Here is a 26,303-nt window from a genome sequence, read left to right as displayed (position 1 = left end):
CAAGTCGGGCATATTTTCGTTACGAAACATCATTTTTTCACAGCAGGAGGAGAGACATTCATGACCGAAGCGGGCAATTCCCCTACAGGTTCGACAGAAGATCCTAAAAGTGAAGGCCGAGATGACTGTTTCATGGATATCGACCGAATGATTAACGAAGGTCTGGGCGGCGGTCAAGTAACGCTGCATAACGGCATGATCTCAGAATCGACAACCGATACGATGGAGAAGGAAGATCGAGAAAACCTGAATTAATGCCCTTCCTTAACATGGATCCGATGCAACGCCTGAAGCTGCCCCCGCTGGCTTGATTAGCCGGGGCGGTCTCTTTACTTGCTTACGCAGCAAGCTCTTTTGTTTGGCGATGGGGTAGACCGGGTATGAATTCCCTAAGAGATGAATATTCCGCAAACCTGACCGGATGCAATTGCTCCGCAGGTATTGCAACCCAAAGGAGATGATTACAATGGTAGACCGCAACGTCGATATCGAAGAGCGCCATGTGGAGAAAAAATCGGACTCCAGCTTAGTCGCAGCTACGTTTATCAAGTATGCAGCATACATTATTATCTTTTTTGGAGCCCTCTACTTCTTGGTTCAGTATGTCTTTCCGAAGTTTTAAAATTCCCAGAGCGACAGCTTAATAGGCGGCTGGATTGCTGCACGGCTAACAGAAATGCCCGCTGATGAGAATCTGGCGGGTTTTTTTATGACGAAATAATTGCTCAACAAAGATAAGAGGTGCTTGCGTGGATGAGCCGACCTAGTGCGATTCCTAGAAATTTGACCAGTGCGTTATGCCAATTTATATTTCCGTTCTCACTCAAGCAGCAATGCGACGAGGCCTTGATTCCGATTCTAATCGATGACGGCTACATCCCGTTCCACTTAGATGACGTGAGTCAGCAGAATGCTTATTATGGCGAAAGCTGCTCTGTATCCCATCAGCGGATGGAGCGCTATTATTTGCCGCATACAGGCTGTGTATTGTTCCCGCGAACAGATAGCCGTGATGCATTCCGCCGTTTCTCCCGCAAGCTGGACCAGAGCTGCATCTTGAAAACCGCACAGCATCATATCCCGTTTCGCATTCTGTCCGCCGATGTGGTGCTCTGTCCGTTCGATCTCGGGTTCATTACGATCCGTACCGAGCTTACGGAGCCGGAGATCGATTACAGCACTGCTCTGGAGTTTGCTGCACGGTTTCGCGTACTGGAAGACGTCTCCCTCAAAGATGATATTACAAGCGTGGAAGCAGATGGGAAGGTTTATGAGGAAGTGGAGGATTTCGTGTTCAAAGTAATCGCCGGAGGCCTTCTTCCTTACTTGGACAAATCGGGGACAGAGGGCGCTTATTTCGAGACGCTTCCTTTCTTTGTGGATGAGAGGATGTATGTGCAGGCCTTCTATCAATTCCACGAGGAAGACGATATATCGAACGTCGAGCTGTACCGGGGCTTGCAGATGGATGGAGTAGACGTCGAGGGCAAGCCGAGCGTGAGTGCGAACAATATGGAGTATATCGAGCAATATGTGCAGGACCATGCCTACAAGCGGTGGGGCCCGGACACGTATTATGTATCGAATGAGAACACCTTCTGTTGTTTGACGCGGGCGGGCGAGTCGAAGGGGATCATGTTCGCCAATCAAATGTATGGCGAATATTATTATGGCCTTCTGTTGAGCCTCTTCCAAAAAATCGCATTGCTAAAGCTGGCTAACCGCTACTCTGCCGTAGATGTGGAGCGGGACGTAGTGGCTTTGAGGCGATTAATCCGGCTCATTACGAAATTTTCATCCAAATATTACTTCCCGGAGCTGGCCTCCCAGTCACAGGGTAAAGAGATCTTCATCCAGCTGCGCCAGGTTCTTGGCATACCTGCCCTGTATGACGATGTGAAGAAAACGCTCGAGGATTTATTCAAATACCAGGACAGCTTTCAGTCCAAAGGCCAGAACGACCTTCTGATGATTTTGACGCTGTACAGCGTTGTCGGCGGCATCTATGGCATGAATCAGGTGATCGAAGACTTGAAGGGTGATGTGGGCTGGTCAAGCATGCTGGATTACTCGGTATTCGAATATCTCGCCCTCTTTGTCGTACTTAGCGGGTTGGTTGTCGGCTTCGGGTTAAGCTTACTGGTCTTTAAAAATTGGCGTAAAGCCCGTATCGCGAGGAAGGACGAATAAGGAATTAAGAAGCTGAGAGCCGGACATTTGGTTCTTAGCTATTTTTTTTATAGTTTCTTTATCGTATTACACTGCTAAAATGTAATCATGAAAAGATGTGAAATAGTAAGTTAGATGAGGGATAATCATAGACAACATGGTATTTTACTTTAAAAATGACGGAAAAACCGATATAATGAAATTATTAGCGATAAATCAGGGGGGAACGTATGGGTAAACAACAACATCATCATAAGTTGACGAAGCTAGAGCTGCTCCGCCGCATCATTTTTATAACGCTGGGTGCGGTACTCGTATCTGTCGCGCTGGAAATTTTTCTCGTTCCGAACAAAATCATTGATGGCGGGATCGTTGGTATTTCCATCATCGTCTCGCATTTGACCGGTCTGCCTCTTGGTATCTTTCTATTCCTGCTTAACGTGCCATTCTTAATTATCGGGTATAAGCAAATCGGTAAAACCTTCGCCATATCCACCCTATACGGGGTTACGGTGATGTCAATTGGAACAACACTGCTGCATCCTGTGGATCCGCTTACATATAGCACTTTTCTTGCCCCGGTCGTCGGAGGCGTACTTCTTGGTATTGGCGTCGGACTGGTCATCCGGTTCGGCGGTTCGCTGGATGGAACGGAAATTGTAGCGATTCTGTTCAGTAAGAAAATGCCGTTCTCCGTCGGCGAAGTGGTTATGTTCATGAACCTGTTCATTCTCGGAAGCGCGGGCTTCGTCTTCTCGTGGGACAGCGCGATGTACTCCCTGATCGCTTATTACATTGCCTTCAAAATGATCGACGTGACGATCGAAGGCTTCGACGAGTCCAAAGCCGTGTGGATCATCAGCGAGGATGCGAGAGAAGTCGGCGATGCCATTATGAGCCGGCTTGGTCGCGGCGTGACTTACCTGCATGGGGAAGGCGGCTTTACCGGTGGAACGAAGCGCGTCATCTTCTGTGTCATCACGCGTCTGGAAGAAGCGAAGCTGAAGTCGATCGTTCAGGAGCTCGATCCGGCAGCCTTCCTAGCCGTCGGCAACATACACGATGTAAAAGGCGGACGCTTCAAGAAGCGAGATATCCATTGATTCAACCGATTATACAGGCGGGCAGGACTGCGCAAGAGCAGCCCTTGCCCGCCTTTTGTACATGAGCAGAAGGCCTGGGAAACGAAGATGACAATGGTTCATGCTGCCGTGAGTGCGTGCGGTGGAGATAAATAAAAGATGTACCAGAGCAAGAGAAAATTGAAGTAAATTGCAAGTATAAGAGCAAGCGGGAAAGAGAAAGCAGGTAGATGTATGACACAAAGTGACCGGCATTGAGGCGCCCCCGTTCATGTGAATGACCGCATGATGGTCTCCGGTAACCGAGCTTCGGTTTGTTGCGGCTTTGAAGGCTGATCGATATAATAAGTTCATTGAGCTCGATTCGACGGAATCTGCATGCATTCGTGTACTGCTCTTACGAGTAAAACACGTTATAGGCTTTCGAAGCTAGTTTTACTCCAACCTAGTGGTTAGTGGAGTAAAACTTTTAGGAGGCAAAAGAATGGACGAATTTGCTAGCATCCGGCATTGGACGGATGGAAGGCAGGCCGCCGAGCGGCTGCGGGAGCAGGGCGTCGTCATCGGGATCGGCGATGACGCTGCCGTTGTAGAAGCGCCGCCGGGGCCGGGCGAGGGCGGCGCGCTGCAGTGGGTGCTGGCGGTCGACACGATGGTGGAGACCGTCCATTTCAACACGGCGACGATGGGCGAAGCCGACGTCGGCTGGAAGGCCCTCGCTGCGAACGTGAGCGATATCGCGGCGATGGGCGGCGTGCCCCGGCATGCGCTCGTGTCTGTGAGCGTGCCGCGGGCTTGGGAGCCGGCACGTATGCGCCGGCTCTATGATGGTCTGTACGCGTGCGCCGAGCATTACGGCGTCGCGGTGGTTGGCGGCGACACAACCTCATCGCCGGCGCAGCTTGTGGTGTCCGTGACGGTGGTGGGCACCGTCGCCGCCGGCAAGGCGATTAGCCGGGCGGGCGCGAAGCCCGGCGACGTTGTGTTTGTGACCGGGCCGCTGGGCTTGTCCGCGGCCGGTCTGCATTGGCTGCTCGCCGCGGTACATGGCGGCGAAGAAGCGGTGCCGCTCACCGCGGCACAAGCCGGCGGGACGGCGGCGCTCGTGCAGGCGCACCGCCGCCCGGCGCCATCGGTGCGCGCCGCGCAGCTGCTTGCCGCGCGCGGCACGGTCACGTCACTGAACGACGTCAGCGACGGCCTCGCGAGCGAGGCTTGGGAAATCGCGAACGCCTCGGAGGCGAAGCTGGCCTTACGGGAAACTCAACTACCCATCAGCGGCAGCCTCGCTGCCTATGCCCATCGATGCGGGCTCGATCCGCTTGATTGGCTGTTGTACGGCGGTGAGGATTATGTGCTTCTGGGCACGATGAACGCGGAAGACGCAGCCGTGGCCAAATCGGCGATGACCGCTGCAGGAATGCCGATGTATCTTATCGGTACCGTGGAAGCGGGCGCTCCTGGGGTGGAGTTAATCCGGATAGATAGCAGGCTAGGTGGCGGAACCGGCCGGTATGCCGAGCGCCGGGAGCCGATCCGGCCGCGGGGCTACAATCATTTTGCATAGGGTGGAGTGACAATGATACAAAGGGGACAGGCTGTCTGGATGGCGGCGGCCGAACAGGATACCGTTCGTTTGGCGGAGCTGCTTGCTTCTTGGGCAGAGCCTGGGACGGTACTTTCGCTAGATGGCGATTTGGGTGCCGGCAAGACGAGGTTCTCACAAGCTTTTGCTCAAGGGATTGGCGTGAGCGGCATCGTGAATAGCCCCACGTTTACGATTATTAAAGAATATGAGGGCGAGCGGCTGCCCCTCTTTCATATGGATGTGTACCGGCTTTCGCAGGATGAAGCGGACGAGCTTGGGCTTGATGATTATTTTTTCGGTGACGGCGTTACGATTGTGGAGTGGGCGAGCCTGATCCGGGATCTGCTGCCACCACAGCGGCTGGAACTGTATATCGAGCACCTTGGGGGCGAAGCGCGCCGCATTACTTTGACGGGCATTGGAGCCCCTTATGCTGCGTGGTGTGAACAACTCGGAAGAATGGGAGTCGACAGTAAATGAACGATCAACAGGAGAACACGCACGTGAACGATCCCACCATCCCTAGCAAGACGAACTCTTCGACGGGAAATTTCGGAGAAGCGGCTGCTCAGGAGCCGGTTGTATTGGCGGTCGACACTTCGACGGCGTTAATGGCAGTGGCGCTCGTACGAGGCGAAGAAACGCTAGGCAGCCTGCAATCGCTGGCAGAGCGCAACCATTCGGTATTAACGGTGACGAAGCTGAAGGCGCTTCTCGACGAATGCGGGATCAGCCCCGAAGAGCTCGGAGGAATCGCTGTCGGTCGTGGACCTGGCTCTTACACAGGAATGCGAATTGCGGTGACGGTCGGCAAGACGCTCGCTTGGGTCTGGGAAAAGCCGCTCCTCGGCGTTTCCAGCTTGGAAGCACTTGCTTTTGGAGCTTTACAGATGAATGCGGAGTCTATGGATTGGTACGTTCCGCTAATGGATGCGCGTCGTGGTCAGGTTTACACGGCTTTGTTTGCCGCTTCAGAGAATGGCACCTGGACTAGACTGGAAGAGGATGGCATTCGGCTTATGCAGGATTGGGTGAACCGTCTTGCCGGCCAAATCCGTTCAGCTGCTGAGCAGAATAAGGCTCCGGCACGTATATGGTTCGTCGGTGATTTATCGCTTCATGAAGAGGAGGCTCTGCGGCTGCAAGACATGTTTGCGCCGGGAGCAGGTATGGCGCAGGGAACTGAAAGTGAAGCCGGCTTATTCTGCGATGTCCGCTTGCTGCCTTCAGCGATGGAAGGGCGCGCGGTGGCTGTTCTTGGTGCACGGCGCCTGGCTAACGGGGAGAGCGACGAGGTACATACGTTTGTACCGAACTACACGCAGTTGACTGAAGCGGAAGTGAAGCTGCAGGCCAAATCGCGGGAACGGGAGGGGTGAGCGCTGGTGGTGGCGATCGATAAGGAACGACTCGTTTTTCGTGCGATGACGCTCTCGGACGTGCCTCATATAGTCGCTATTGAGCAGGAAGCGTTCACGAGCCCTTGGTCGACAGAGGCTTTCATCAACGAGCTGACGAATAACCATTTTGCCCGGTACATGGTCATGGCTCTGGGCGAAGAGGTCATCGGTTATGGCGGGATGTGGACGATTATGGACGAAGCGCATGTAACGAACATTGCCATTCGCAAGGATTATCGAGGGCAAGGGCTTGGCAAACGGTTGTTGACCGAGCTGCAGCAGACGGCGGTTTTTTTTGGCGCGGCCCGTATGACACTGGAAGTACGTATCACCAACGAGATCGCGCAGCGATTGTACCGTAAGCTGGGTTTCGAACCAGCCGGTGTTCGGCCGGGGTATTATACGGATAATCAGGAGGATGCCTTAATCATGTGGGCAGAGCTGCATCCTGCAAGGACGGAGAGCAATGATGACAACGAATGAACTGATACTGGCCGTCGAAACGAGCTGTGACGAAACTGCGGTTGCAGTCATACGCGGCGGCCGTGACATATTGAGCAGCCTTATTTCCAGTCAAATCGAGACACATGAGCGGTTTGGCGGCGTCGTTCCCGAGATCGCCTCGCGTAAGCATGTCGAATCGATAACACTCATCATGGAACAGGCAATAGCCGAGGCGGGCGTTTCATTCCGGGATCTGTCCGCCATAGCCGTAACACAAGGACCGGGACTTGTTGGAGCGCTGCTTGTCGGGATCATGGCGGCTAAAAGCCTGGCGATGGCGCTTGATCTGCCGCTTATCGGCACGCATCATATCGCGGGCCATATCTATGCGAACCAACTCGTGCACGACATTGTTTACCCTAGTATTGCACTGGTCGTCTCGGGCGGGCATACGGAGCTTGTTGTGCTGGAGAGTGAAGGGGTGTTCCGCATTATAGGGCGAACCCGGGATGATGCGGTCGGCGAAGCCTATGATAAGGTCGCTCGGTCGTTGAAATTTCCGTATCCGGGAGGTCCGCATGTCGATAAGCTTGCCTTGGATGCGGAGGAGGAGATCGTGCTGCCCCGGGCATGGCTGGAGCCGGATTCCTTCGATTTCAGCTTCAGCGGGCTGAAGTCGGCCGTGCTGGCCTCTATCAACCAGTCCAATATGAAGGGCGAGCCATTGATGACCGCGGCATTAGCACGCGGATTTCAAAACTCGGTCATCGACGTGCTGGTGACAAAAGCGCTGCGCGCGGTACAGACGCTTGGCGCCAACCAGCTGCTGCTATGCGGCGGAGTTGCAGCCAATCGCGGGCTTCGCACGGCGTTGACTGCGCGCTGTGAAGCTGAAGGCGTGCCGCTTCTCATACCACCGCTCTCCTTGTGCACGGATAATGCAGCGATGATTGGGGCCGCTGCTCACTTGAAGTGGAAGCACGGTGAGTTCACCCCACTTGACATGAAGGCGGAACCCGGGCTTTCACTGGAGCAATGGTCGGTGCGCGGCTGAAGCCGCGCATCTTTTTTTATGGCATCAGACGTATCCATCCATGATCCCCACCATAATTTTTTGAATTGACAGACGATTTGCTGCAGCATATAATAAGCAGCAACACAACACATCCTGCTGGCGCATGTTTCGGATAAGGGAGTGCAGACGCCAGTTATACTTCTCAAACGCGAAGAACAGGAACAGTAAGGCGGATCGCCGGGAACGGACAGCTGCAGCGATTGCGGCATGTCGATGAGAGAGCTGCGGGTAGGTGCAACGCAGTCGATGGCAGCCTGAATCTCGCCTGGGAGCGGAATGGCGGAATGCGCATGATGAGTGGCCGAAGCCAAGGTCGTCATCATGGCACGTACGTCATAACGGCTAACCCCCGTAATCGGGTGTACGACCGGCGATTTCTAGAGTCGGCGGCCGTGCATAAGGTGGGCGTTTCTCGTTTGTCGTGAATGAGAGGTGTCAACAAGGGTGGTACCGCGCGGACTCAACTTAGTCTGTCGTCTCTTGAATTAGAGACGGCAGGCTTTTTTTGTTGCCTAGGGACGGCAAGCGCGGCTGTTGCGGAGCAATGGCGAATTGAACTCTAACCCGTAAAGATCCGACATAAACGATACGAACTAAACTGAACTGAACATAGAATAAACGCGATGAACAGGAGCAGTAGGAACAACAAACCTGGATAACCGGCGAATGCAGCTTGAACGCAGTCTCTCTTCAATAGAGGCTGCCGAGGTGCATAAGCTGCAGAGAGCTGCGGGTCGGTGCGACGCAGTCGAAGGGAATTCCGAACTCGCCTGGAAGCGGACCGGGGGAACAGGGCTCGTGCGGCTGCAGCTATGCAGCGCATGCAGCCAACGTAACCCGGAACGGCTGACCTCCGTCATAAGGTGCAACCGGATGTGCGCAGATCCTTCTGCTGATTGCTGCCGCACGGCGGATTCGTATGGAGGCGCTTAGCGCGCGTCCGGTTGCTTAAGCGGGTTCGGACCTTTCGCAAGGTTCGGGCAACTGGAGTGGTACCGCGGCATGCCTGAAAAGCCTGTCGTCTCTTGAAACCTATAAGAGACGGCAGGCTTTTTGGCGTGAAGATATTATGTTCGAACGAACTATACCCATACCCTTTAGGAGGTTGACCATTATGACGGTTAATATTAACGCCAACAATCAAGCTGATAGCACTAACCCAACGCGCATTCGAATTTTCGATACCACGCTTCGCGACGGAGAGCAATCGCCCGGCGCATCGCTGGAGCCGCAGCAGAAGATTGTTATCGCCCGCCAGCTTGCCAAGCTTGGCATCGATGTCATCGAGCCCGGCTTCCCCATCTCCAGCCCCGGAGACTTTGCGGCAGTGCAGCAGATTTCGCGCGAGCTCCACCATGTTGAAATTGCAGGCTTCGCCCGGGCGGTGAAGGTTGACATCGATGCAGCCGTGAAGGCAACACAGGAAGCGGCAAAGAGAAGGCTTCATCTGTTTATCTCCTCTTCTGATATTCATCTGGACTTCCAGCTGCGCAAATCGCGTGAACAAGTCGTGCAGATCGCCCGCGAGATGGTGGCATACGGCAAGCAATTCGTTGACGAAATTGAATTCTCGGCCATGGACGCCAGCCGCTCGGGCCGCGAGTTCGTCATTGAGATGGTGGAAGCCGTCATCGCCGAAGGAGCGACGATTATCAATCTGCCGGATACTCTAGGTTATGCGATGCCGGAGGAGTACGGGGAGATGTTCCGAGTCGTTAGGCAGCAGGCCCGCGGCGGCGATAAAGTAAGCTACAGCGCCCACTGTCATAACGATCTGGGGCTTGCGGTGGCGAATAGTCTGGCAGCCATCCGGGCCGGTGCCACGCAAATTGAAGTAACGGTTAACGGCATTGGCGAACGTGCGGGGAACTGCTCGCTGGAGGAGCTGGTGATGGCCATTGAAACGCGGAAATCCGCGATCGGTGCGGAGACAGGCATCGTAACGGGCGAAATTTATGAGACTTCCCGGATGGTTAGCCGCGCGATGCATTTTCCAATCGCCTTTAACAAGCCGATCGTCGGCCGCAACGCCTTTCAGCATGAATCGGGTATTCACCAGGATGGCCTGCTGAAAAACCGCAGCACCTACGAGATCATGGATCCCGATGCGATGGGCATTCCGCGCGACATGATTGTGCTGGGTAAGCACTCAGGCCGTCATGCCATTAAGCATCGTCTGAACGAGTACGGCGTTAAGCTGGATGATGCGCAATTGAATGAGGTTTATGATCAATTCATTGCGAAGGCCGAGGAGCTGAAGCTTGTGCCGGACAATGTACTGATCTCCTTGGCTAGCGAGACGACGGAGCAGCAGCAGGATCCTTATTCACTGGTGGATCTGCAGGTGCTGGCAGGGTCGCAGCGCCCCCGGATTGCTTCCGTAACGATTCGCGAGCGGGATTCTCAGCAGGAGAAAACCTATACCGGGTCGGGGACAGGACCGCTGGAAGCGGTGATCCACTGTATTCAGCAGGCGATTCCGAGTTCGGCGGAGTTCGAGGATCTGGAGCTGCATTCATTATCCACAGGCGAGGACGCACGGGGTGAAGCCGTGGTCAGCATTGTGAAGAACAACCAACGGTATCGCGGAACGGCCATTCACAACGACATTATTCTGGCAGCGGCTCAAGCCTATGTGGCGGCATGCAACCAGCAAATCATGAGCACTCAGGCCAAGAAAACCAATCAGGCGGCTCTTGATAAGGATATTGTATAAGACCTGCTTGGGAAGGTTGATCTGTAGAATGGGTCAGCCGGTCGACTTTTTTAGGAGGGGGCTGTGCGGATGGATAACGTCATGAAATACTATCAATCGTTTGACGAATGGGGAAGGCTGGACCGGGAGCCCGTCGAATTTATCGTTAACATGGCGCATATCCAACGCTATCTTCCGTCGAGGGGACGAATAGCCGATATCGGAGCGGGTCCCGGCAAGTATGCGCTGGCTTTGGCTAGGGCGGGTCATGAAGTCACGCTGATCGATCTGGTGCCAAGATTAGTTGAGCAAGCCCGAAGCAAGGCGGCAGAGCTTCAGCTGGAACGACAGTTTGCCGGCTTTCATGTCGCGGACGCCAGAGACCTGCATGAATGGCCGGATGATCATTTTGATGCCTGCTTATTGCTGGGACCGTTATATCATCTTCAGAATGAAGAAGACCGGATCAGAGCGGTGAGCGAGGTGAATCGGATCACGAAGAAGGAGGGGTTCATATTTGCCGCGTTCATGACACGAATCAGGCATTTCACGACATCTCTCTTGTATCCGGAGGCCTGGAAGCCCAATCATACTATAGAAGGAATAGATTCATTTCTAGCGTCGGGGATATTTAATCATACGGATGAAGGCCGGTTCACCGGCGCCTACTTTTTTGACATTGAGAGGATATCGCCGTTCATGCAGTCTTCAGGATTCGAATGCGTGAAGCTTATTGGCTCCGGGAGCATAGCGGGCGGCATGACTGTGGATCAGTGGGATTATTGGCGTAAGCAGGGACCGGACGTATATCGGAAAGTAATCGAGAGGATGATTGAAGCCGCGGAGAATCCTTATATTCTGGGTGCTTCCTCGCATGTGATGTACATCGGCAGGAAGAAGGAAGCGACTTTAAAAGCATAGTTATCCACAATGTTATGCACAACTCCAGAGGAAAATGTGCATAACATTGTGAATGTCAATAAATTCGGGCGTTTACAATGTGTATAAAAACGGGATAAGTTTTTAACAGGCAGGCTGTGGATAATGTGGATAATGGGTGTAATTATGCGCCATGCCTATCCACATAAGCGCTTAGCGGGTGAAAATAGTTGGGGAATCTGGACTAGCCCCCTGTCTTTAGTGCCAGAATTGCGTAACAATTCACGGATTGCTGTGGATAACATTGTGGAAAACGTGGATAGGTTGAAAATGCCCTGCTGCTCCTTCGACAACGGGCTTCATAAGATCCGTGTCGAATTCGACAGACGATCATGCGGGTACACATCGATGTTCTTGTAATCTATACACATCCATAATTCAAGCTGGCATTCGAACCGCCACCGCCACGTATCACTTTTACTTTAGCTGTGCCAATCGCGGTATCCTGGATTTTAAAGGCCGCGCTTCGGGTATAAGAAAGAGGTACAAAAAAGCACGTTGGCGTAATAATAAGCTGCGGTAATGTAAGGACTGCGGCATCAACATGCTGTGAATACAACAAAATCCGAACCGGCTTTAAAAGCGGTTCGGATTTGTTAATTCATGCGTATTCTTTCATCCATCTAAGCGAGCATTTCCTCCCATGTTGAATACGAGGATTGAAGCTCTTTTTTTAACGTATCGATCTCAGCTTGAATGGATTGGATTCGGACATAGTCATTGTACACATCCGGATCAGTCAGCTGCTCTTCCAACGTGGCGATCTCGCCTTCCAGCTGGGAGATATCCTGCTCAAGCTGTTCTAGCTTGCGCTGGCGGTTCCGCTCGTCACGCTTGGCCTGTTTGTCGGCTTCATACGTCGAAGAAGCAGAGGATTCAACAATGACGGCAGGTTTCCCCGGCTTTCCTTGTACCTGGGACAAGGCTTCCATCTTCAATTCTTCGTTTTCACGTTTTTTCTCGATCATTTCGTCATAATTTCCCAGGAAATGATGCGTCCCATCCGGTGTCAGTTCGACAATGCGTTCCGCCATCTTATTTAGAAAGTAACGGTCGTGAGAAATAAACAATAAGGTGCCGTCATATTCGAGCAGTGCGGATTCGAGCACTTCTTTGCTGTATAAATCCAAATGGTTGGTAGGCTCGTCCAATATAAGCATATTCGCGCGTGCGAGCATCAGCTTGGATAAGGAAACGCGAGCCTTTTCGCCGCCGCTGAGCGATGAGATACGCTTCTGTACGTCATCGCCGCTAAATAGAAAATTGCCGAGCACGGTCCGAATACGCGCTTCCTCTAAATTCGGATAGGCATCCCATACTTCGCCCAATACGGTATTGGATGGATTTAGTCCGGTATGCTCCTGGTCGTAGTAGCCGATCTTCACATTGGTTCCCCAGCGGATTGTGCCGCTCTGAACAGGCTGATCGCCGACAAGGGCTTTAAGCAGCGTCGATTTGCCGATTCCGTTCGGTCCGATGAGCGCGACATTCTCGCTTCGTTCGAGCCGGAATGTCACATTACGGAAGAGGGGTTCTTTCTTTTCGTCAAATCGGATTGAAAGCTCCCTTACATCCAGCACGTCATTACCGCTTTGACGGTCAATCTCGAACGAAAAATGGGCTTTCTTTAGATCGCCCAGCGGTTTATCCACGCGCTCTAATTTGTCGAGTGCTTTGCGCCGGCTCTGTGCCCGTTTGGTCGTTGAAGCACGAACGAGATTACGCTGAATGAATTCCTCCATCCGGCCGATCTCATCCTGTTGCTTCTCGAACATTTTGAGCTGAGATTCGTATTCCGCCGCCTTCAAATCAATGTACCGGCTGTAATTACCGGTGTATCTCTTGGCCGTATGCCGCTCGATTTCGACGATGGTCTGAACGACCGCATCCAGAAAATAGCGGTCATGAGAGACGACGAGAATACCGCCGGAATAACTGCGCAGGTAATCCTCTAGCCAAGTGAGCGTCGCGATATCCAAGTAGTTGGTCGGCTCGTCTAACATAAGCAAATCAGGCGCTTGAAGCAGAATGCGGGCAAGGGCTAACCGTGTTTTCTGGCCGCCGCTAAGCGTCGATACGATCGTGTCCAGCGGAAAGCTGCCGAAATTCATGCCATGAAGGACGCTGCGGATGCGCGTTTCCATCTCGAAGCCGCCTTCCTCCCGGAACCAGTCGGACAACCGGGCATAGCGCTCTAACGTATCCGCGTATGCCTTCGCATCGTCTTGAAGCACAGGGTCGGCAATCTTGCGTTCCAACGACCGAAGCTCAGCTTCCGCATCGATCAAATGCGCGAAAACCGCGCGCATCTCCTCTTCAATCGTTCGGTCCGACTGGAGTCCGCTCGTCTGGGCCAGATACCCGATCGTGGTTTCTTTCGCTTTATAGATCGTACCTGAGTCGGACGACATTTCGCCTGCGATGATTCGCAGCAGCGTCGATTTGCCTGCCCCGTTAACGCCTACGAGGCCAACCCGCTCGCGCGGCTGGATTTGAAAGGTAATGGAAGAGAGAATCGGCTGAGCGCCGTAGCTTTTGGATAAATCCGATACTTGCAATAGCATAACAACATCAAACCTCCGGCTAACAAGTCTGTCGATGGGTTGAGCATCTACTATTAGTTTACAGAAAGATGCGTGAAACGACAATGCCGCCATGCCGGGCTTTACAGGTATGGTTAACCATTGGCGAAATCTGGGCAACAGTGGTAAACTAATTAAAAAATGAAGCGCATTAGAAAGGCATGTCGGCGAGTATGGAACAATTCGAAAACCGGTATACCATCATGGAACGAAAGAAAGCGGAGAGAACGGCTGCTGCGATGCGGCGTGATTCGCTTCCGGATCAGCAGCGCAAGGTATGGTCTGAGGCCGCATGCACAGCAGCAGCAGACTGGCTGGAGTCCCGGAATACGAGAAGCTTTATGATCTATACGTCATTCCGCTCGGAGCTGGACACGCAGCGGCTGATCGAGTGGGGCTGGCATAACGGACTGAAGGTTATCGTACCGCGGTGCCTATTCCAGGAACGATCCATGGAATTGTTTGCGATTGACGATTGGCAAGAACTGAAACCAGGTGCGTATGGCATCTTAGAGCCTGATCCAACTCAGGCAAGAATGCTTGATATAGATAAAGAAGTGCCTGAGGTCGTATTCGTACCGGGGCTTGCATTTGATCGCAAGGGAGGCAGACTAGGCTACGGCGGCGGGTACTATGACCGTTTCCACGATCGCTTGGCTTTGATCTTCTCGGACGGGAAGGCAGACTTTCCTCCCTGGATAGGACTTGGTTATGAGGCGCAATGGGTGAAAGCCGTTACGATGGAGCTTCATGATGCGCGAATTGATGCCGTCATAACCGAGCGGGGTTTCAAGAAAACCTTGCCTAAGTGAACGAAGTATCTCATTATTACTCCAAAGGAGCCGATTATGGAGCTGACTCATTTTAACGAACAGGGCAGAGCGCGTATGGTGGATGTCTCGGATAAAGAGGTGACGGCAAGGAAGGCTACTGCCTCTACAACGGTTAAGATGGCTCCCGAGACACTAGCCCGCATTAAAGAAGGAACGATCAGTAAAGGAGATGTACTGGCAGTCGCTCAGGTTGCCGGCATTATGGCGGCGAAGAAGACATCGGACTGGATCCCGATGTGCCATCCGCTTCCGCTGACCGGTGTGAATCTCGTATTCAGTGATAATCATTCAGATGAGCTTTATATAGAAGGAACGGTAAAAACCACAGGTAAAACCGGAGTCGAGATGGAAGCTCTGACCGCAGTGACAGCGGCTGCGCTTACCGTTTACGATATGTGCAAGGCGCTGCAGAAGGATATTGTCATCGGACCGACACAGCTGGTGTCGAAAACGGGCGGCAAGAGCGGCGATTATTCGCTTTAGGAATAGCGGAAATTATCGTAGGCGATTGGGGGAGAGTTCATGCGGTGGAAAGTGGCCGTGCTGACGGCAAGCGACAAAGGCTCACGAGGCGAACGTGAAGATACGAGCGCACAGGTTATCCGGGAATTGGTGGAGGAAGAGCTGGGCGGCGAGATCGTCGACTACCGCATCGTGCCTGACGAGCAGGACGAAATTATGGCGGCACTTATTGAAATGACGGATTATTACAAAGCTGATCTTGTCGTAACGACAGGCGGCACAGGGCTGGCGATGCGTGATCTGACCCCGGAAGCGACATTGAAGGTGATTGACCGCATTGTTCCAGGCTTGGCTGAAGCGATGCGCCTTGGCGCCATGCAGAAGACGCGTCAAGCGATGCTCTCCCGCGGTGTTTGCGGCATTCGAGGGCGGACGCTCATTGTGAATCTGCCGGGAAGCCCGAAGGGCGTCCACGAGAATCTAATGGCGATTATGGATCAGCTTCCGCATGCCTTGGCGATTTTATCCGGACGGATGGGAGACCATAACGCATGAGTGAGCTTAAGAATGGCACCGTACTGAAGGAAGTGCCGGTAGGGGAAGCGATTGGTCTTCGCTTGGCTCATGATTTGACGCAAATCGTGCCCGGCCAATTCAAAGGACGGCTCTTCAAGAAAGGCCATGTTATTACGAAAACAGATATCCCCAGGCTGCTTGATATCGGCAAGGAACACATCTACATCATGGAGCTGGGCGAAGGCGAGCTCCATGAGGATGATGCGGCCCAGCGGATGGCGGCTGCTCTGCAGGGAGAAGGAACGAAGCTGACGGAACCGCATGAAGGTAAGGTCGCGATTAAATCAGACTTGGCAGTTCCGGGCTTGGCCGAGATTGATGCGGAGCTTGTTCACAGCATTAATGAGATCGGCGAGATCGCTCTCGCTACTTTAAAGGCCCATTCTGTCGTCATGCCAGGGGGTCAGCTTGCGGCTACGCGCGTCATTCCTCTCTTTGTATCCGAGGACAAGGTTAATCGGGTGGAAGCCATGATTGCGAACTATCGTATGCAGCATGAAGGACGCAGCCCGCTTCGCGTGCGACCGCTGCGCCAGATTCGCATCGGGCTGTTGACCACAGGCGGAGAAGTGTACTCAGGCCGCATCGAGGATAAGTTCGGACCGGCCGTGCGCCGAATTGTGGAGTCCTATGGCTCTGAGGTAGCAGAGCAGCGCTTCACGCCTGACGATCGTCAAACTATTGTCAAAGAAATACATTACTTGCTTGCGCAGGGTTATGATATGATACTAGTGACAGGCGGTATGTCCGTCGATCCGGATGACCGCACGCCGGCTGCCATCACAGAGGCGGGGGCACAAATTGTCAGCTACGGTACGCCGATGCTTCCTGGTTCGATGCTTCTGATGGGCTACATACAGGACGTGCCTATTATGGGACTTCCCGGCTGCGTCATGCATGATCCGTATACTTCTTTCAACGTGCTGCTGCCGCGTGTGCTGGCGGGCGACACGATAAGAAGAGAGGATATTGTCCGCATGGGCTATGGTGGGCTGAACGGTTGTTAATAGACATTAGTGTACGACAACAGACCGTTTGGAGAGCGAGTTAAGCTGCTAACGGTAGACGTACTAGATTTTTTGCAAAATTTAATTAGATGGAGGTGTGGATATGCTAGGTGGCATTGGTGTTACAGGTTTTATTCTCATTGTATTGGTTGCCTTGCTGTTATTTGGTCCGAATAAGCTTCCCGAGCTTGGCCGCGCTTTCGGCCGGACGCTGAAGGAATTCAAGGCTGGCGCTAAAGACCTGATGGACGATGACGATCGCAGAGATGCGAGCCGGGTTGAAGTGAATCGGAAGACGGACGATCAAGTGGACAATAAGCGGCTCCCGGAGTAATTGGGGATCGCTTTTTTTGTGGCAAGCGACGATACATAAGATGTTGATCAATATGGATGATGGACTTGTTCCACAGGGCGGCTGAAATCGCTCTTAGGCGGGAACCGAATCAATGAGCTGCTGCAAGATGGCGGGCAGGAAGAGAGGAAGAGGTACAATGAGCGAATCCGAAGAGAAGTCGTCCTCACGCGAAGAGCTCGCGATGACGTTATTCGAACATGTCGGCGAGTTTCGCCGCAGATTGATTTGGATTCTTGTCGTTCTCGTACTCGGCATGATTGTCGGACTGGTGCTGGCGGATCCGGCATACGAGTACTTAATGAAGCAAGAGCCGGTAGCCGGTCTTCCTCTTCACGCGTTCTCACTATGGGACGGTATTAGTATGTATATGAAGTTTGCGCTTGTCATCGCGCTTGTACTGGTCATACCGGTAGCTTTTTATCAGATGTGGGCATTCGTTAAGCCGGCTCTGCGAGTGAAGGAGCAGCGTGCTGCGCTCGGTTTCGTACCGCTTGCGCTGGTGCTCTTTTTATTGGGATTGGCATTTTCCTATTTTGTCGTGTTTCCAATGGCGTTTAACTTCACGACGGATGTGGCCAAACATCTGGATTTGGAAGAGACTTATGGGATTACGCAGTATTTTGCTTTCATGTTCAACATCCTTATTCCGATTTCTCTGCTCTTCGAGCTGCCGATCGTTATTATGTTTCTGACGAAGCTGCGGATATTGACGCCGATGCGGCTTCGCAAGATGCGACGAATTGCCTATTTAATTCTAATTATAGTCGGGACTATGATCACCCCGCCGGATTTCATATCCGACATACTCGTCGCCGTACCGCTGATTCTACTGTATGAAGTAAGCGTCCTGATGTCCGGAATCGTGTACCGCAAACAGCTGAAGGCCGATGCGGCTTGGGAGGAAGAGTACGCGAAGGGTAGTATATAGGGGCCCGACAACAAGGAACAAAGTACGAGAATCACCGCGATTGATCCACAACTAGCAGTTGGTAGAAGGCGAATATGGATTCGAAACCTGTTGATGACGATCAGCAGGTTTTTTCTTTTTCGTTGAGGCTTTGACCCGCAAAATCGTGACAGACTGCTGTCATGAGAGAGCATGGACTAATTAAAAATGGGCTGCATCATGAAATCTATTTGTCTGATCCACGCAAGACGGAGCCTTAGGCGTTAATGACGATTCTTCGATTACCCGTGATAGAGGCAAGATGATCCACAAAAGAAGGAGACAGGGGCTAGAGCCAGAGGGGAGGAGACGGACAAGTCATCTCCTCTTTATATTTGCCGTCCTATTCGCCTTTGGAGGCTGCCTGAGGAATCTAGCTACGATGGATAAACCGTAAAAATCATGTTAAATAAATACGAACCACTTGAAATTAGAATCCAAAATCGGTATTATTAGAAATGGTTATTAGCACTTAACAGTTGCGAGTGCTAATAAAAACAATTTAGCAACTTAAATCAAAAGGAGGCTATTTTCATGATCAGACCTTTGGGTGAACGCGTATTGATTGAACCGATTGCGAAGGAAGAAACAACAGCCAGCGGCATCGTGCTGCCAGATTCGGCGAAAGAAAAGCCACAAGAAGGCAAAGTTGTTGCAGTAGGCAGCGGCACGCTCAAGGACGGCGTACGCATTGCTCTTGAAGTGAAGGAAGGCGACCGCGTATTGTTCTCTAAATATGCCGGAACCGAAGTCAAATACGAAGGCAAAGAGCTTTTGATTATGAAAGAAAGCGACATTCACGCGATCCTGGGATAAGTTATTCCGTTATTCCGGCGATTCGACATACACGGTACGCTCGTACTTAAGCTTTAAAAGTAAGGTTTCGTGCCTATCATTACAAAATCTTAGGAGGTTATTGAACATGGCTAAAGAAATCAAGTTTGGCGAAGACGCCCGCCGCGCAATGCTTCGCGGTGTTGATGCACTTGCTAATGCTGTTAAAGTTACACTTGGTCCAAAGGGCCGCAACGTGGTGCTCGAGAAGAAATTCGGCAGCCCGCTGATCACGAACGACGGCGTTTCCATCGCGAAAGAAATCGAGCTGGAAGACGCATTCGAAAATATGGGTGCACAGCTTGTTAAAGAAGTTGCGACCAAAACGAACGATGTTGCTGGTGACGGCACAACGACAGCTACGGTTCTTGCGCAAGCGATGATCCGTGAAGGTCTGAAGAACGTAACTGCAGGCGCTAACCCAATGGTTATCCGCAAAGGCATCGAGAAAGCGGTACGCGCAGCAGTAGAAGAGCTGAAAGCAATCGCGAAGCCGATCGAAGGCAAACAATCGATCGCACAAGTTGCTTCCATCTCGTCATCGGACGACGAAGTCGGCCAATTGATCGCAGAAGCTATGGAAAAAGTCGGCAACGACGGCGTTATTACCGTAGAAGAGTCGAAAGGCTTTGCTACAGAGCTTGAAGTGGTTGAAGGCATGCAGTTTGACCGCGGCTATGTTTCCCCATACATGATTACGGATACGGACAAAATGGAAGCCGTTCTGGACAACCCGTACATTCTGATTACAGACAAGAAGATCTCGAACATTCAAGAGATTCTGCCTGTACTTGAGAAAGTCGTTCAATCCGGCAAACAGCTTCTGATCATCGCTGAAGACATCGAAGGCGAAGCGCAAGCGACGATTATCGTCAACAAGCTGCGCGGCACGTTCACATGCGTTGCTGTTAAAGCTCCAGGCTTTGGCGATCGTCGTAAAGCGATGCTGCAAGATATCGCAGCATTGACTGGCGGCCAAGTGATCACGGAAGAGCTCGGTCTTGAGCTGAAATCGACGACGGTTGAGCAGCTTGGTTCCGCTCGCCAAGTTCGCATTACGAAAGAAAACACAATCATCGTTGATGGCAGCGGCGACAAAGCGGATATCACAGCACGCGTTAACCAAATCCGCACGCAGCTGGAAGACACGACGTCCGATTTCGATCGCGAGAAGCTGCAAGAGCGTCTGGCGAAGCTTGCTGGCGGCGTAGCGGTTATCAAAGTTGGCGCAGCGACGGAAACCGAATTGAAAGAGCGCAAACTGCGCATCGAAGATGCCTTGAACTCCACCCGCGCAGCGGTTGAAGAAGGTATCGTTTCCGGTGGTGGTACTGCACTGGTTAACGTATTCAAAGCGGTGTCGGCTGTTCAAGCGAACGGCGACGAGCAAACAGGCGTAAACATCGTGCTTCGCGCGTTGGAAGAGCCTGTTCGTACGATCGCAGCGAATGCAGGCCAAGAAGGCTCTGTAATCGTTGAGCGTCTCAAGAAAGAAGAAATCGGCATCGGCTACAATGCTGCTTCCGGCGAGTGGGTTAACATGTTTGAAGCGGGTATCGTTGACCCTGCGAAAGTTACGCGTTCCGCACTTCAGAATGCAGCTTCCGTAGCAGCGATGTTCCTGACAACCGAATCGGTTGTTGCCGACAAGCCAGAGCCGAAGGGCGCAGCAGGTGCTGGCATGCCTGACATGGGCGGCATGGGCGGTATGGGCGGCATGATGTAAAAAAGACGAAAACCCCTTGATTATAAGGGGTTTTTTCTTTGTCTTATGGTCATTTGGTCATAATTTGGTCATCGTGCTCATAAAATTGGTCATTTTGGTCATTAGGATGTGATGTTCTTCATCAGCTGACCAAACTTTCTCGAAGCCTCTTTCTTGCGATCTTTAGTTACGTGTAGGTAGACGCTTTTAGTTACATCATCATCTTTATGCCCTAATCGCTCCATGATCTCCTCCAGGCTAGCACCAGCTTCCGCAAGAAGTGATGTATGCGTGTGCCGGAGTGAGTGAGGGGTTAAGGGCTGTGTTCAGCTCAGCGAGCTTTAAAAGGCGTGTCATTCGATTACCGATGGTTTTAATGAAGATGGGATATCCCGGATGTTTGCCGGGCATCGCAAACACATAATCCTCATCGAAGTAACGGTCACGAATCGCCCTTCTAAATATCCTTTGCTGCACACGATGCTTTATTAGTTCAACGATTACAATTGGCTCTAAGTCTATTTCTCTTTTTGAACTTTTAGTCTTTGGTGGTACGAGTTCGAATTTCACGGCATTGTTCGTTGGGTTGTAACATTGTATAATCTAAATCATAACCATGATCTTGAGCTGTCCTTAAGAATAAGGAGAGCTCTTCTTTTTCTAGGTACTTCGGAATATCATCTTCGTTCTCCAGTTCCTCAACGGTCTTCTGTGGCCGTGTAACCTTCGCAAACTCCGTAGGATCTATAATAATCATGTCGAACTCTTTTGCCTTTGAAAAAATCATCCGGTCGGTCCCGTGGGCTCCTGTGACGGTGGTGTAGGCATAACCGTACTCAGTACCCTTTCTCATTTTCCGAGGCCGTACGATTAGATTATCAAGTGCTTCTTGATACGCCTTTTTGGTTATGTCCTCGAGCCTAGCATTCTCAAAGTAGATGTTCAGTAAATTAATTTCCTTCTCGCGTACTCGTTTTGTTCCTAGCTTAACGCCCTTGTTATGCTTCTCTAGCTAGTCCTGAGAAAATGTACCGAAAGTCATTTCAGTCTCTCTCACAAACGTTCCTTTGGCTAATTCATGCTCAAGTGCAGCCGCCGCGGTGAGCTTCTTTCTTTGCTTACCGCCCACTTTTCGCAGCTGCTTTTGCTTGTCGGTTAGCGGATCTCGACCGAGAGAGATGGTAAAGTACCACGCTTAGGTAGGTGGTTCTTTTGTTCAGTTTTGAACCTGCGATTATTGCCACAATCAAACCTAGAACATAACAGAGTGCGTAATAAACGTACATTCGGGTTTGGCATATTATCCAAATAAACCTGATAAAACTGCAAAAACGATTATCCACAGCCACGGAATTCTGTTCATCGCGTTACTTTATCCGTTGGACTTTGACTTTTTTATCAACGCCGTCGACGATCATGTAATATGATGCCCTGTCTTTATAGATGGTTACTTTAGGGCTGTATTTATAATCGTTTGTAGTTATACCGCCCGATAAACTCTTAATACGCTCTGTTTGAGCTTCAACATAGCCAGATCGTATTCAGCAAATGCATGTTTTTGACTACTGAAATATGGAAAAAAGCAACAGAATGCCCGGGCTTCAATTGCCGGTATTCATTCGACCGGGAAGATGATTTTTTCCAAAGCTGTTGAACTTGAGGTGTGAAAAACCGTTATTTTGCCTGGCACTATCGGTTCGTTTATCTTGATCATACTAAATTTGGATCCAAAAGATCCGTTGACAATGGTGGTTATTCCAATTAATATAACCGTATTGAAAGGAATTTGGCGCAAAAAATGAATGGGGTCTAAGTGATACGCCAAATGAAACCAAGCGGTGTTTGGCTGGTACACAATTTTCAAGTAAGGATGACAAGGAGAGGATCGAACATAAAGTAACTGACAGCCATTTTGATTGGATCGGGTGCGCGCGGGGCAAAAGTTATACACCGTATTCGCTCTATAATCCGCACGAACTCAAATTTGTCACTGCATCGGAAGCTGACCCCGAACGGAGGGCAAAGTTCACTGAAGCCCATGGTCTTCCTACAGAAAGATGGGCATATAGCGATAAACAACAAAATGATGAAATGAGGTGAGCTTTTGTCGGCGACTACCGAAAAAATAACTAAAATGTCATTTATTTCAAAATTTAAATATGATTGGAAATGTAACCGCTTTATTATGCTTATGTCGCTTCCAGGGTTAATCATGATTGCCTTGTTTGCTTATTATCCCATGGTCGGTATCGTAACTGCTTTTCAAAATTACAGTTTGTTTTTAGGGATTAGAGGCTCTGAATGGATTGGCTTTGATAACTTCATACGGTTTTTTAATGATCCCAACTTTATTAGAATTATAAAAAATACGTTTGTTCTTGGTCTTTTTAACTTGCTGTGGACTTTTCCCGCACCCATTGTTCTGGCTTTGTTGATTAACGAAATGGCACATCCAAAAATTAAGAGATTTGTTCAAACCGTTACGTATTTACCTTATTTTATTTCGGTTGTTGTCATTGTGGGCATTATGAAATCCGTGTTTAGTGGTAGTGGTATTGTAAATGAATTGTTAGCAATAGTCGATGTTGCCCCTATCCAATTTTTTAACGAATCCGATTACTTTAGAAGCTTGTATATTGGCTCAAGTATTTGGCAGGGAGTTGGTTATTCCAGCATACTCTACTTGGCGGCCATTACAGGGATTGACACAGAAATGTATGATGCGGCTAAGATGGATGGCTGTTCTAGGTTCAAACAGATTTTTCATATTACGCTGCCCGGCCTCCGCCCAACCATCATTACCTTGTTAATTTTAGCAGTTGGCAATATTGTCAGCGTTGGATTCGATAAAATTCTGTTAATGTATAGCCCTGCCACCTATGACGTTGCCGATGTTATCTCTACTTATGTTTACCGTAAGGGTATAATCGACCAAGATTATGGATTTTCAAGTGCTATTGGGTTATTTAACAGTGTGGTTTCCATTGTTTTATTATTAGGAGCAAACTATTTTTCCAGAAAACTCCTAAAGGAAAGTTTATGGTGATGTCATGAAAAAAAATCCTAACAGAATTAAAGATCCAATAGAAGATCGGGTCATGCTTTCCGTTGTGTACATCATTTTGGCTATTGTTGTACTGGTTATGCTCTATCCCTTTGCTTACGTTATGTCTGTGTCTATAAGCGATCCCGCAGAAGTAATTGCGGGGAGAGTTACTTTTTATCCAAAAGGTTTTGACCTAGGTGCATACAAGACCATGATTGACCAACCTGTTTTTTTCTCGGCATATAGAAACACGATTTTGTATACTGCGCTTGGAACGTTTTTTACCTTGTTTTTCACATCCATAACAGCATATCCACTTTCCAAAGATAAGTTTCAAATGCGTGCATTTATCTCCAAGGTGTACATTATAACCATGTTTATGGGTGGCGGTATGATTCCAACCTTTCTGGCTTATAAGTCCCTACATTTGCTAGACAGCATTTGGGTTATGGTTCTTCCGGGGGCGTTGACCGCATGGAACATTATTCTCATGAGATCCTTCTTTCGGAATATACCGGAAACCCTAAGTGAATCCGCTTACATCGATGGGGCCACTGAGTCTCAAATTTTAGTGAAAATCATTTTGCCACTTTCCAAGCCAATCCTGGCAACCATCGGCTTATTTACAGCTGTTGGCATTTGGAATGATTATTTCTCTGCGTTGATTTACTTAAATGATGTCGAAAAATATCCTTTGCAGATGATTTTAAGAAGTATTTTGGTAGCTGCAACCGTAGATCTAAGCGATAAAGGCGCTTATGCTGAATTAACTCACTCTGCAACGGAATCTTTAAAAATGGCATCCATTGCCATCACTACCCTTCCTATTATGTGTATTTATCCTTTTATCCAAAAGTACTTTGTCAAGGGACTTATGGTTGGCTCAATAAAAGGATGATCCAATATTATATACTAAAAAGGAGAGATTGGTCATGAAAAGATTTTTGGTCTTATTTGTAGCTATCATTATGTTGTTTGTTTCAGGGTGCAGCAGCAAGTCCAACAACGCAGAACCATCAGGAAACTCTTCGGCTTCTACTAATGAACAGGCATCAGACCCAAATGCCAGCGGAGCAGAAAAAATTAGCGCAAAACCAATTGAAGTTACTTGGTTTACAACGGCAAATACCGCATACACTGGCGACGAAGAAATTTTTAAGACAATTCAAAAGTACACAAATATTAAAATCAAACCCATTACCGTAGCCCGTGCAGACTATACAGAGAAATTGAATACCATGATAGCATCTGGAGAACTACCGGATTTGATAACGTTATATGACGGACAAAAATATGGGGACCTTTATGGTCCACAAGGAGCATTCGTAGATTTGACACCTTATATGGAAGCAGGGAAGCTTGATTCTTACAAAGCAATGTTGGAAAAATATCCACCTGCTATGGATCTAACTCGTTCGCCTAACGGCAAATATTATGGGGCCCCAAGAATCTATGATGTGCCATATCGTGTCGACGAAGGTTTTTTGGCCAGAAGTGATATTTTTGCAAAACACAACCTATCCATGAAGCCCGAAACTTTTGACGATTTATACACGACCCTAGTTGAACTGAAGAAACTTTACCCAGATTCTTACCCCTATTTTGTAAGATGGGGCACGTCTCACTTAGTTGGTAACCAAGCTTACTTTAGAGGAACTAGCAACTCTTTCTTTATTGACCCAGCCGAGCAAAAATATACGTACGGTCCAGAAAGTCAAGCCTACAAGGATACGTTGGTTTACTTGAATAAATTGTATTCCGAAGGCTTATTAAATCCAAACTTTGCTACGATTACAGATGCTGAATGGAATGAACTCTTAGCTACAAACAAAGGTTTTGTGACCGTTGACTACCCACAAGCTGGCGACGAGATCATTCAACAAATGGGAAGCAAAATTCAACAGGGCTTTGAATTTACGTCTATGCTTCAACCAGCTTACAACAATAATAGAGTTGGTACCGTTGTTTTAAGTGGCTATTACCAAAGTTATCGAGTGATTTCAAACCAATCTAAATACAAAGATGAATTGGTTAATTTTCTGAACTGGACGTACAGCCCAGAAGGTATCGATGCAATGCAATTTGGTATCGAAGGCGAATCTTATGAAAAGAGTTCCGATGGTGTTGTGAAATTTTTGAAGAATTTTCAAACTGCTGCTACACCAAATGGTACCATCAAGAATTCGGGGTTAAATGACCAAGGCCTTTTCAGTGTTGTACATCAAGACGCTATTAATAATTATGAGTTAACTGGTGCTGCCATGAAAAAATCGGTAGCATTTATGGAAGAAAACCAAGCCTTTGGCAAGGCAACCTTTAATGCAAAATTTAGCGATACGAATGAGAAAAAAGAATATACCGACCTCAAAACTGCTATTGATACCTATGTAGAGGAAGCTTCGGTAAATGTGATTATCGGTAAGCAAAGCATTGATACCTGGGATTCAAAAGTTATACCACAGGTTAAAAAACTTGGCTCTGACCGAGCTCTGGAGCTAATCAATAAAGCCTACGACGAGACTTTTAAGAAATAATGGACATAACTTAAGGTGAACATAGGAGCGT

General features: G+C 49.8%; 26 protein-coding genes and 1 pseudogene. 24 read left to right on the top strand and 3 right to left on the bottom strand.

What is annotated here, in order from left to right; all coding sequences use genetic code 11:
- Nucleotides 1–60: 60 nt before the first annotated feature.
- The 13 genes from NNL21_RS28635 to NNL21_RS28575 all read left to right on the top strand — a co-directional run bounded on the left by NNL21_RS28635 (nucleotide 61) and on the right by NNL21_RS28575 (nucleotide 11,374).
- Nucleotides 61–255 carry a hypothetical protein gene (locus NNL21_RS28635; RefSeq protein ID WP_204821500.1) on the top strand — a complete coding sequence of 65 codons (195 nt, stop codon included), beginning with the start codon at nucleotides 61–63 and terminating at the stop codon, nucleotides 253–255.
- Nucleotides 256–466: 211 nt separating this feature from the next.
- On the top strand, nucleotides 467–622 hold the full coding sequence (locus NNL21_RS28630; protein WP_204821501.1) for a hypothetical protein: 156 nt from the start codon (nucleotides 467–469) through the stop codon (nucleotides 620–622).
- 131 nt (nucleotides 623–753) lie between these two features.
- Nucleotides 754–2,190: a magnesium transporter CorA family protein gene (locus NNL21_RS28625; protein ID WP_204821502.1), complete on the top strand. Its 1,437-nt coding sequence runs from the start codon at nucleotides 754–756 to the stop codon at nucleotides 2,188–2,190.
- Between the two features lie 209 nt (nucleotides 2,191–2,399).
- Nucleotides 2,400–3,272, top strand: coding sequence for a YitT family protein (locus NNL21_RS28620; protein ID WP_204821503.1), 873 nt, complete (start codon nucleotides 2,400–2,402; stop codon nucleotides 3,270–3,272).
- Nucleotides 3,273–3,735: 463 nt separating this feature from the next.
- Nucleotides 3,736–4,818 carry a thiamine-phosphate kinase gene (gene thiL / locus NNL21_RS28615; protein ID WP_204821504.1) on the top strand — a complete coding sequence of 361 codons (1,083 nt, stop codon included), beginning with the start codon at nucleotides 3,736–3,738 and terminating at the stop codon, nucleotides 4,816–4,818.
- A 12-nt stretch (nucleotides 4,819–4,830) separates the two neighbouring features.
- Complete coding sequence (tsaE, locus tag NNL21_RS28610; protein ID WP_204821505.1) at nucleotides 4,831–5,319, top strand: tRNA (adenosine(37)-N6)-threonylcarbamoyltransferase complex ATPase subunit type 1 TsaE; 489 nt, start codon at nucleotides 4,831–4,833, stop codon at nucleotides 5,317–5,319.
- The gene (gene tsaB / locus NNL21_RS28605) at nucleotides 5,316–6,218 is read left to right on the top strand and encodes a tRNA (adenosine(37)-N6)-threonylcarbamoyltransferase complex dimerization subunit type 1 TsaB (protein WP_204821506.1); all 903 of its coding nucleotides are present in this window, start codon (nucleotides 5,316–5,318) and stop codon (nucleotides 6,216–6,218) included. The genes tsaE and tsaB overlap by 4 nt, the downstream gene beginning before the upstream one ends.
- A 6-nt stretch (nucleotides 6,219–6,224) precedes the next feature.
- Nucleotides 6,225–6,722, top strand: coding sequence for a ribosomal protein S18-alanine N-acetyltransferase (gene rimI / locus NNL21_RS28600; protein ID WP_373567606.1), 498 nt, complete (start codon nucleotides 6,225–6,227; stop codon nucleotides 6,720–6,722).
- Nucleotides 6,706–7,737, top strand: a complete 1,032-nt coding sequence (gene tsaD, locus NNL21_RS28595; RefSeq protein ID WP_204821507.1) for a tRNA (adenosine(37)-N6)-threonylcarbamoyltransferase complex transferase subunit TsaD — start codon at nucleotides 6,706–6,708, stop codon at nucleotides 7,735–7,737. The genes rimI and tsaD overlap by 17 nt, the downstream gene beginning before the upstream one ends.
- A 305-nt stretch (nucleotides 7,738–8,042) precedes the next feature.
- Entirely contained in the window at nucleotides 8,043–8,183 is a 141-nt protein-coding gene (locus tag NNL21_RS28590; protein ID WP_204821508.1) for a hypothetical protein, read from the top strand.
- Between the two features lie 241 nt (nucleotides 8,184–8,424).
- Nucleotides 8,425–8,691: a hypothetical protein gene (locus NNL21_RS28585; protein WP_204821509.1), complete on the top strand. Its 267-nt coding sequence runs from the start codon at nucleotides 8,425–8,427 to the stop codon at nucleotides 8,689–8,691.
- 181 nt (nucleotides 8,692–8,872) lie between these two features.
- Nucleotides 8,873–10,474, top strand: a complete 1,602-nt coding sequence (locus NNL21_RS28580; RefSeq protein ID WP_204821510.1) for a 2-isopropylmalate synthase — start codon at nucleotides 8,873–8,875, stop codon at nucleotides 10,472–10,474.
- Between the two features lie 69 nt (nucleotides 10,475–10,543).
- Nucleotides 10,544–11,374: a class I SAM-dependent methyltransferase gene (locus NNL21_RS28575; protein WP_204821511.1), complete on the top strand. Its 831-nt coding sequence runs from the start codon at nucleotides 10,544–10,546 to the stop codon at nucleotides 11,372–11,374.
- Nucleotides 11,375–12,015: 641 nt separating this feature from the next.
- Here the strand turns inward: NNL21_RS28575 and NNL21_RS28570 are convergent.
- Complete coding sequence (locus tag NNL21_RS28570) at nucleotides 12,016–13,956, bottom strand: ABC-F family ATP-binding cassette domain-containing protein (protein ID WP_204821512.1); 1,941 nt, start codon at nucleotides 13,954–13,956, stop codon at nucleotides 12,016–12,018.
- Between the two features lie 191 nt (nucleotides 13,957–14,147).
- Here NNL21_RS28570 and NNL21_RS28565 point away from each other — a divergent pair, with 191 nt between their 5' ends.
- From NNL21_RS28565 to groL, 8 genes are all read left to right on the top strand, one after another.
- Entirely contained in the window at nucleotides 14,148–14,786 is a 639-nt protein-coding gene (locus tag NNL21_RS28565; protein WP_256555550.1) for a 5-formyltetrahydrofolate cyclo-ligase, read from the top strand.
- Between the two features lie 36 nt (nucleotides 14,787–14,822).
- Nucleotides 14,823–15,290 carry a cyclic pyranopterin monophosphate synthase MoaC gene (moaC, locus tag NNL21_RS28560; RefSeq protein ID WP_305880999.1) on the top strand — a complete coding sequence of 156 codons (468 nt, stop codon included), beginning with the start codon at nucleotides 14,823–14,825 and terminating at the stop codon, nucleotides 15,288–15,290.
- Nucleotides 15,291–15,329: 39 nt separating this feature from the next.
- Complete coding sequence (locus NNL21_RS28555) at nucleotides 15,330–15,824, top strand: MogA/MoaB family molybdenum cofactor biosynthesis protein (protein WP_204821513.1); 495 nt, start codon at nucleotides 15,330–15,332, stop codon at nucleotides 15,822–15,824.
- A complete protein-coding gene (locus NNL21_RS28550) occupies nucleotides 15,821–16,852 on the top strand; it encodes a molybdopterin-binding protein (RefSeq protein WP_204821514.1) in 1,032 nt (343 codons plus the stop codon). The genes NNL21_RS28555 and NNL21_RS28550 overlap by 4 nt, the downstream gene beginning before the upstream one ends.
- 103 nt (nucleotides 16,853–16,955) lie before the next feature.
- Nucleotides 16,956–17,186, top strand: coding sequence for a twin-arginine translocase TatA/TatE family subunit (gene tatA, locus NNL21_RS28545; protein ID WP_204821515.1), 231 nt, complete (start codon nucleotides 16,956–16,958; stop codon nucleotides 17,184–17,186).
- Between the two features lie 157 nt (nucleotides 17,187–17,343).
- Nucleotides 17,344–18,135 carry a twin-arginine translocase subunit TatC gene (gene tatC, locus NNL21_RS28540; protein WP_204821516.1) on the top strand — a complete coding sequence of 264 codons (792 nt, stop codon included), beginning with the start codon at nucleotides 17,344–17,346 and terminating at the stop codon, nucleotides 18,133–18,135.
- A 552-nt stretch (nucleotides 18,136–18,687) separates the two neighbouring features.
- Nucleotides 18,688–18,969, top strand: coding sequence for a co-chaperone GroES (gene groES, locus NNL21_RS28535; RefSeq protein ID WP_204821517.1), 282 nt, complete (start codon nucleotides 18,688–18,690; stop codon nucleotides 18,967–18,969).
- A gap of 106 nt (nucleotides 18,970–19,075) precedes the next feature.
- A complete protein-coding gene (groL, locus tag NNL21_RS28530) occupies nucleotides 19,076–20,713 on the top strand; it encodes a chaperonin GroEL (protein ID WP_204821518.1) in 1,638 nt (545 codons plus the stop codon).
- 101 nt (nucleotides 20,714–20,814) lie between these two features.
- Here groL and NNL21_RS28525 read toward each other — a convergent pair.
- Together NNL21_RS28525 and NNL21_RS28520 are read right to left on the bottom strand one after the other, a co-directional pair.
- Nucleotides 20,815–20,952, bottom strand: a pseudogene (locus NNL21_RS28525) (tyrosine-type recombinase/integrase); the annotation flags it as partial.
- A 278-nt stretch (nucleotides 20,953–21,230) separates the two neighbouring features.
- A complete protein-coding gene (locus NNL21_RS28520) occupies nucleotides 21,231–21,545 on the bottom strand; it encodes a hypothetical protein (protein ID WP_204821519.1) in 315 nt (104 codons plus the stop codon).
- Nucleotides 21,546–22,796: 1,251 nt separating this feature from the next.
- Between NNL21_RS28520 and NNL21_RS28515 the strand changes: the two genes are divergently transcribed.
- The 3 genes from NNL21_RS28515 to NNL21_RS28505 are packed head-to-tail and all read left to right on the top strand — an operon-like array spanning nucleotide 22,797 to nucleotide 26,272.
- Nucleotides 22,797–23,738: an ABC transporter permease gene (locus NNL21_RS28515; RefSeq protein WP_204821520.1), complete on the top strand. Its 942-nt coding sequence runs from the start codon at nucleotides 22,797–22,799 to the stop codon at nucleotides 23,736–23,738.
- Nucleotides 23,739–23,742: 4 nt separating this feature from the next.
- On the top strand, nucleotides 23,743–24,636 hold the full coding sequence (locus NNL21_RS28510; protein WP_204821521.1) for a carbohydrate ABC transporter permease: 894 nt from the start codon (nucleotides 23,743–23,745) through the stop codon (nucleotides 24,634–24,636).
- Between the two features lie 34 nt (nucleotides 24,637–24,670).
- Nucleotides 24,671–26,272, top strand: coding sequence for an extracellular solute-binding protein (locus NNL21_RS28505; RefSeq protein ID WP_204821522.1), 1,602 nt, complete (start codon nucleotides 24,671–24,673; stop codon nucleotides 26,270–26,272).
- Nucleotides 26,273–26,303 lie beyond the last annotated feature (31 nt).

The sequence above is a fragment of the Paenibacillus mendelii genome, from assembly GCF_024498075.1.
In the GTDB taxonomy this organism is placed as follows: domain Bacteria; phylum Bacillota; class Bacilli; order Paenibacillales; family Paenibacillaceae; genus Paenibacillus_Z; species Paenibacillus_Z mendelii.
This window is presented reverse-complemented; position numbering and strand designations above follow the sequence as displayed.

Bases quoted from the DNA above. Each gene is read 5' to 3' on its own strand.
- NNL21_RS28635 (WP_204821500.1), top strand. From the start codon at position 61: ATGACCGAAGCGGGCAATTCCCCTACAGGTTCGACAGAAGATCCTAAA.
- NNL21_RS28630 (WP_204821501.1), top strand. From the start codon at position 467: ATGGTAGACCGCAACGTCGATATCGAAGAGCGCCATGTGGAGAAAAAA.
- NNL21_RS28625 (WP_204821502.1), top strand. From the start codon at position 754: ATGAGCCGACCTAGTGCGATTCCTAGAAATTTGACCAGTGCGTTATGC.
- NNL21_RS28620 (WP_204821503.1), top strand. From the start codon at position 2,400: ATGGGTAAACAACAACATCATCATAAGTTGACGAAGCTAGAGCTGCTC.
- thiL (WP_204821504.1), top strand. From the start codon at position 3,736: ATGGACGAATTTGCTAGCATCCGGCATTGGACGGATGGAAGGCAGGCC.
- tsaE (WP_204821505.1), top strand. From the start codon at position 4,831: ATGATACAAAGGGGACAGGCTGTCTGGATGGCGGCGGCCGAACAGGAT.
- tsaB (WP_204821506.1), top strand. From the start codon at position 5,316: ATGAACGATCAACAGGAGAACACGCACGTGAACGATCCCACCATCCCT.
- tsaD (WP_204821507.1), top strand. From the start codon at position 6,706: ATGATGACAACGAATGAACTGATACTGGCCGTCGAAACGAGCTGTGAC.
- NNL21_RS28590 (WP_204821508.1), top strand. From the start codon at position 8,043: ATGCGCATGATGAGTGGCCGAAGCCAAGGTCGTCATCATGGCACGTAC.
- NNL21_RS28585 (WP_204821509.1), top strand. From the start codon at position 8,425: ATGCAGCTTGAACGCAGTCTCTCTTCAATAGAGGCTGCCGAGGTGCAT.
- NNL21_RS28580 (WP_204821510.1), top strand. From the start codon at position 8,873: ATGACGGTTAATATTAACGCCAACAATCAAGCTGATAGCACTAACCCA.
- NNL21_RS28575 (WP_204821511.1), top strand. From the start codon at position 10,544: ATGGATAACGTCATGAAATACTATCAATCGTTTGACGAATGGGGAAGG.
- NNL21_RS28570 (WP_204821512.1), bottom strand. From the start codon at position 13,956: ATGCTATTGCAAGTATCGGATTTATCCAAAAGCTACGGCGCTCAGCCG.
- NNL21_RS28565 (WP_256555550.1), top strand. From the start codon at position 14,148: ATGGAACAATTCGAAAACCGGTATACCATCATGGAACGAAAGAAAGCG.
- moaC (WP_305880999.1), top strand. From the start codon at position 14,823: ATGGAGCTGACTCATTTTAACGAACAGGGCAGAGCGCGTATGGTGGAT.
- NNL21_RS28555 (WP_204821513.1), top strand. From the start codon at position 15,330: ATGCGGTGGAAAGTGGCCGTGCTGACGGCAAGCGACAAAGGCTCACGA.
- NNL21_RS28550 (WP_204821514.1), top strand. From the start codon at position 15,821: ATGAGTGAGCTTAAGAATGGCACCGTACTGAAGGAAGTGCCGGTAGGG.
- tatA (WP_204821515.1), top strand. From the start codon at position 16,956: ATGCTAGGTGGCATTGGTGTTACAGGTTTTATTCTCATTGTATTGGTT.
- tatC (WP_204821516.1), top strand. From the start codon at position 17,344: ATGAGCGAATCCGAAGAGAAGTCGTCCTCACGCGAAGAGCTCGCGATG.
- groES (WP_204821517.1), top strand. From the start codon at position 18,688: ATGATCAGACCTTTGGGTGAACGCGTATTGATTGAACCGATTGCGAAG.
- groL (WP_204821518.1), top strand. From the start codon at position 19,076: ATGGCTAAAGAAATCAAGTTTGGCGAAGACGCCCGCCGCGCAATGCTT.
- NNL21_RS28520 (WP_204821519.1), bottom strand. From the start codon at position 21,545: ATGAGAAAGGGTACTGAGTACGGTTATGCCTACACCACCGTCACAGGA.
- NNL21_RS28510 (WP_204821521.1), top strand. From the start codon at position 23,743: ATGAAAAAAAATCCTAACAGAATTAAAGATCCAATAGAAGATCGGGTC.
- NNL21_RS28505 (WP_204821522.1), top strand. From the start codon at position 24,671: ATGAAAAGATTTTTGGTCTTATTTGTAGCTATCATTATGTTGTTTGTT.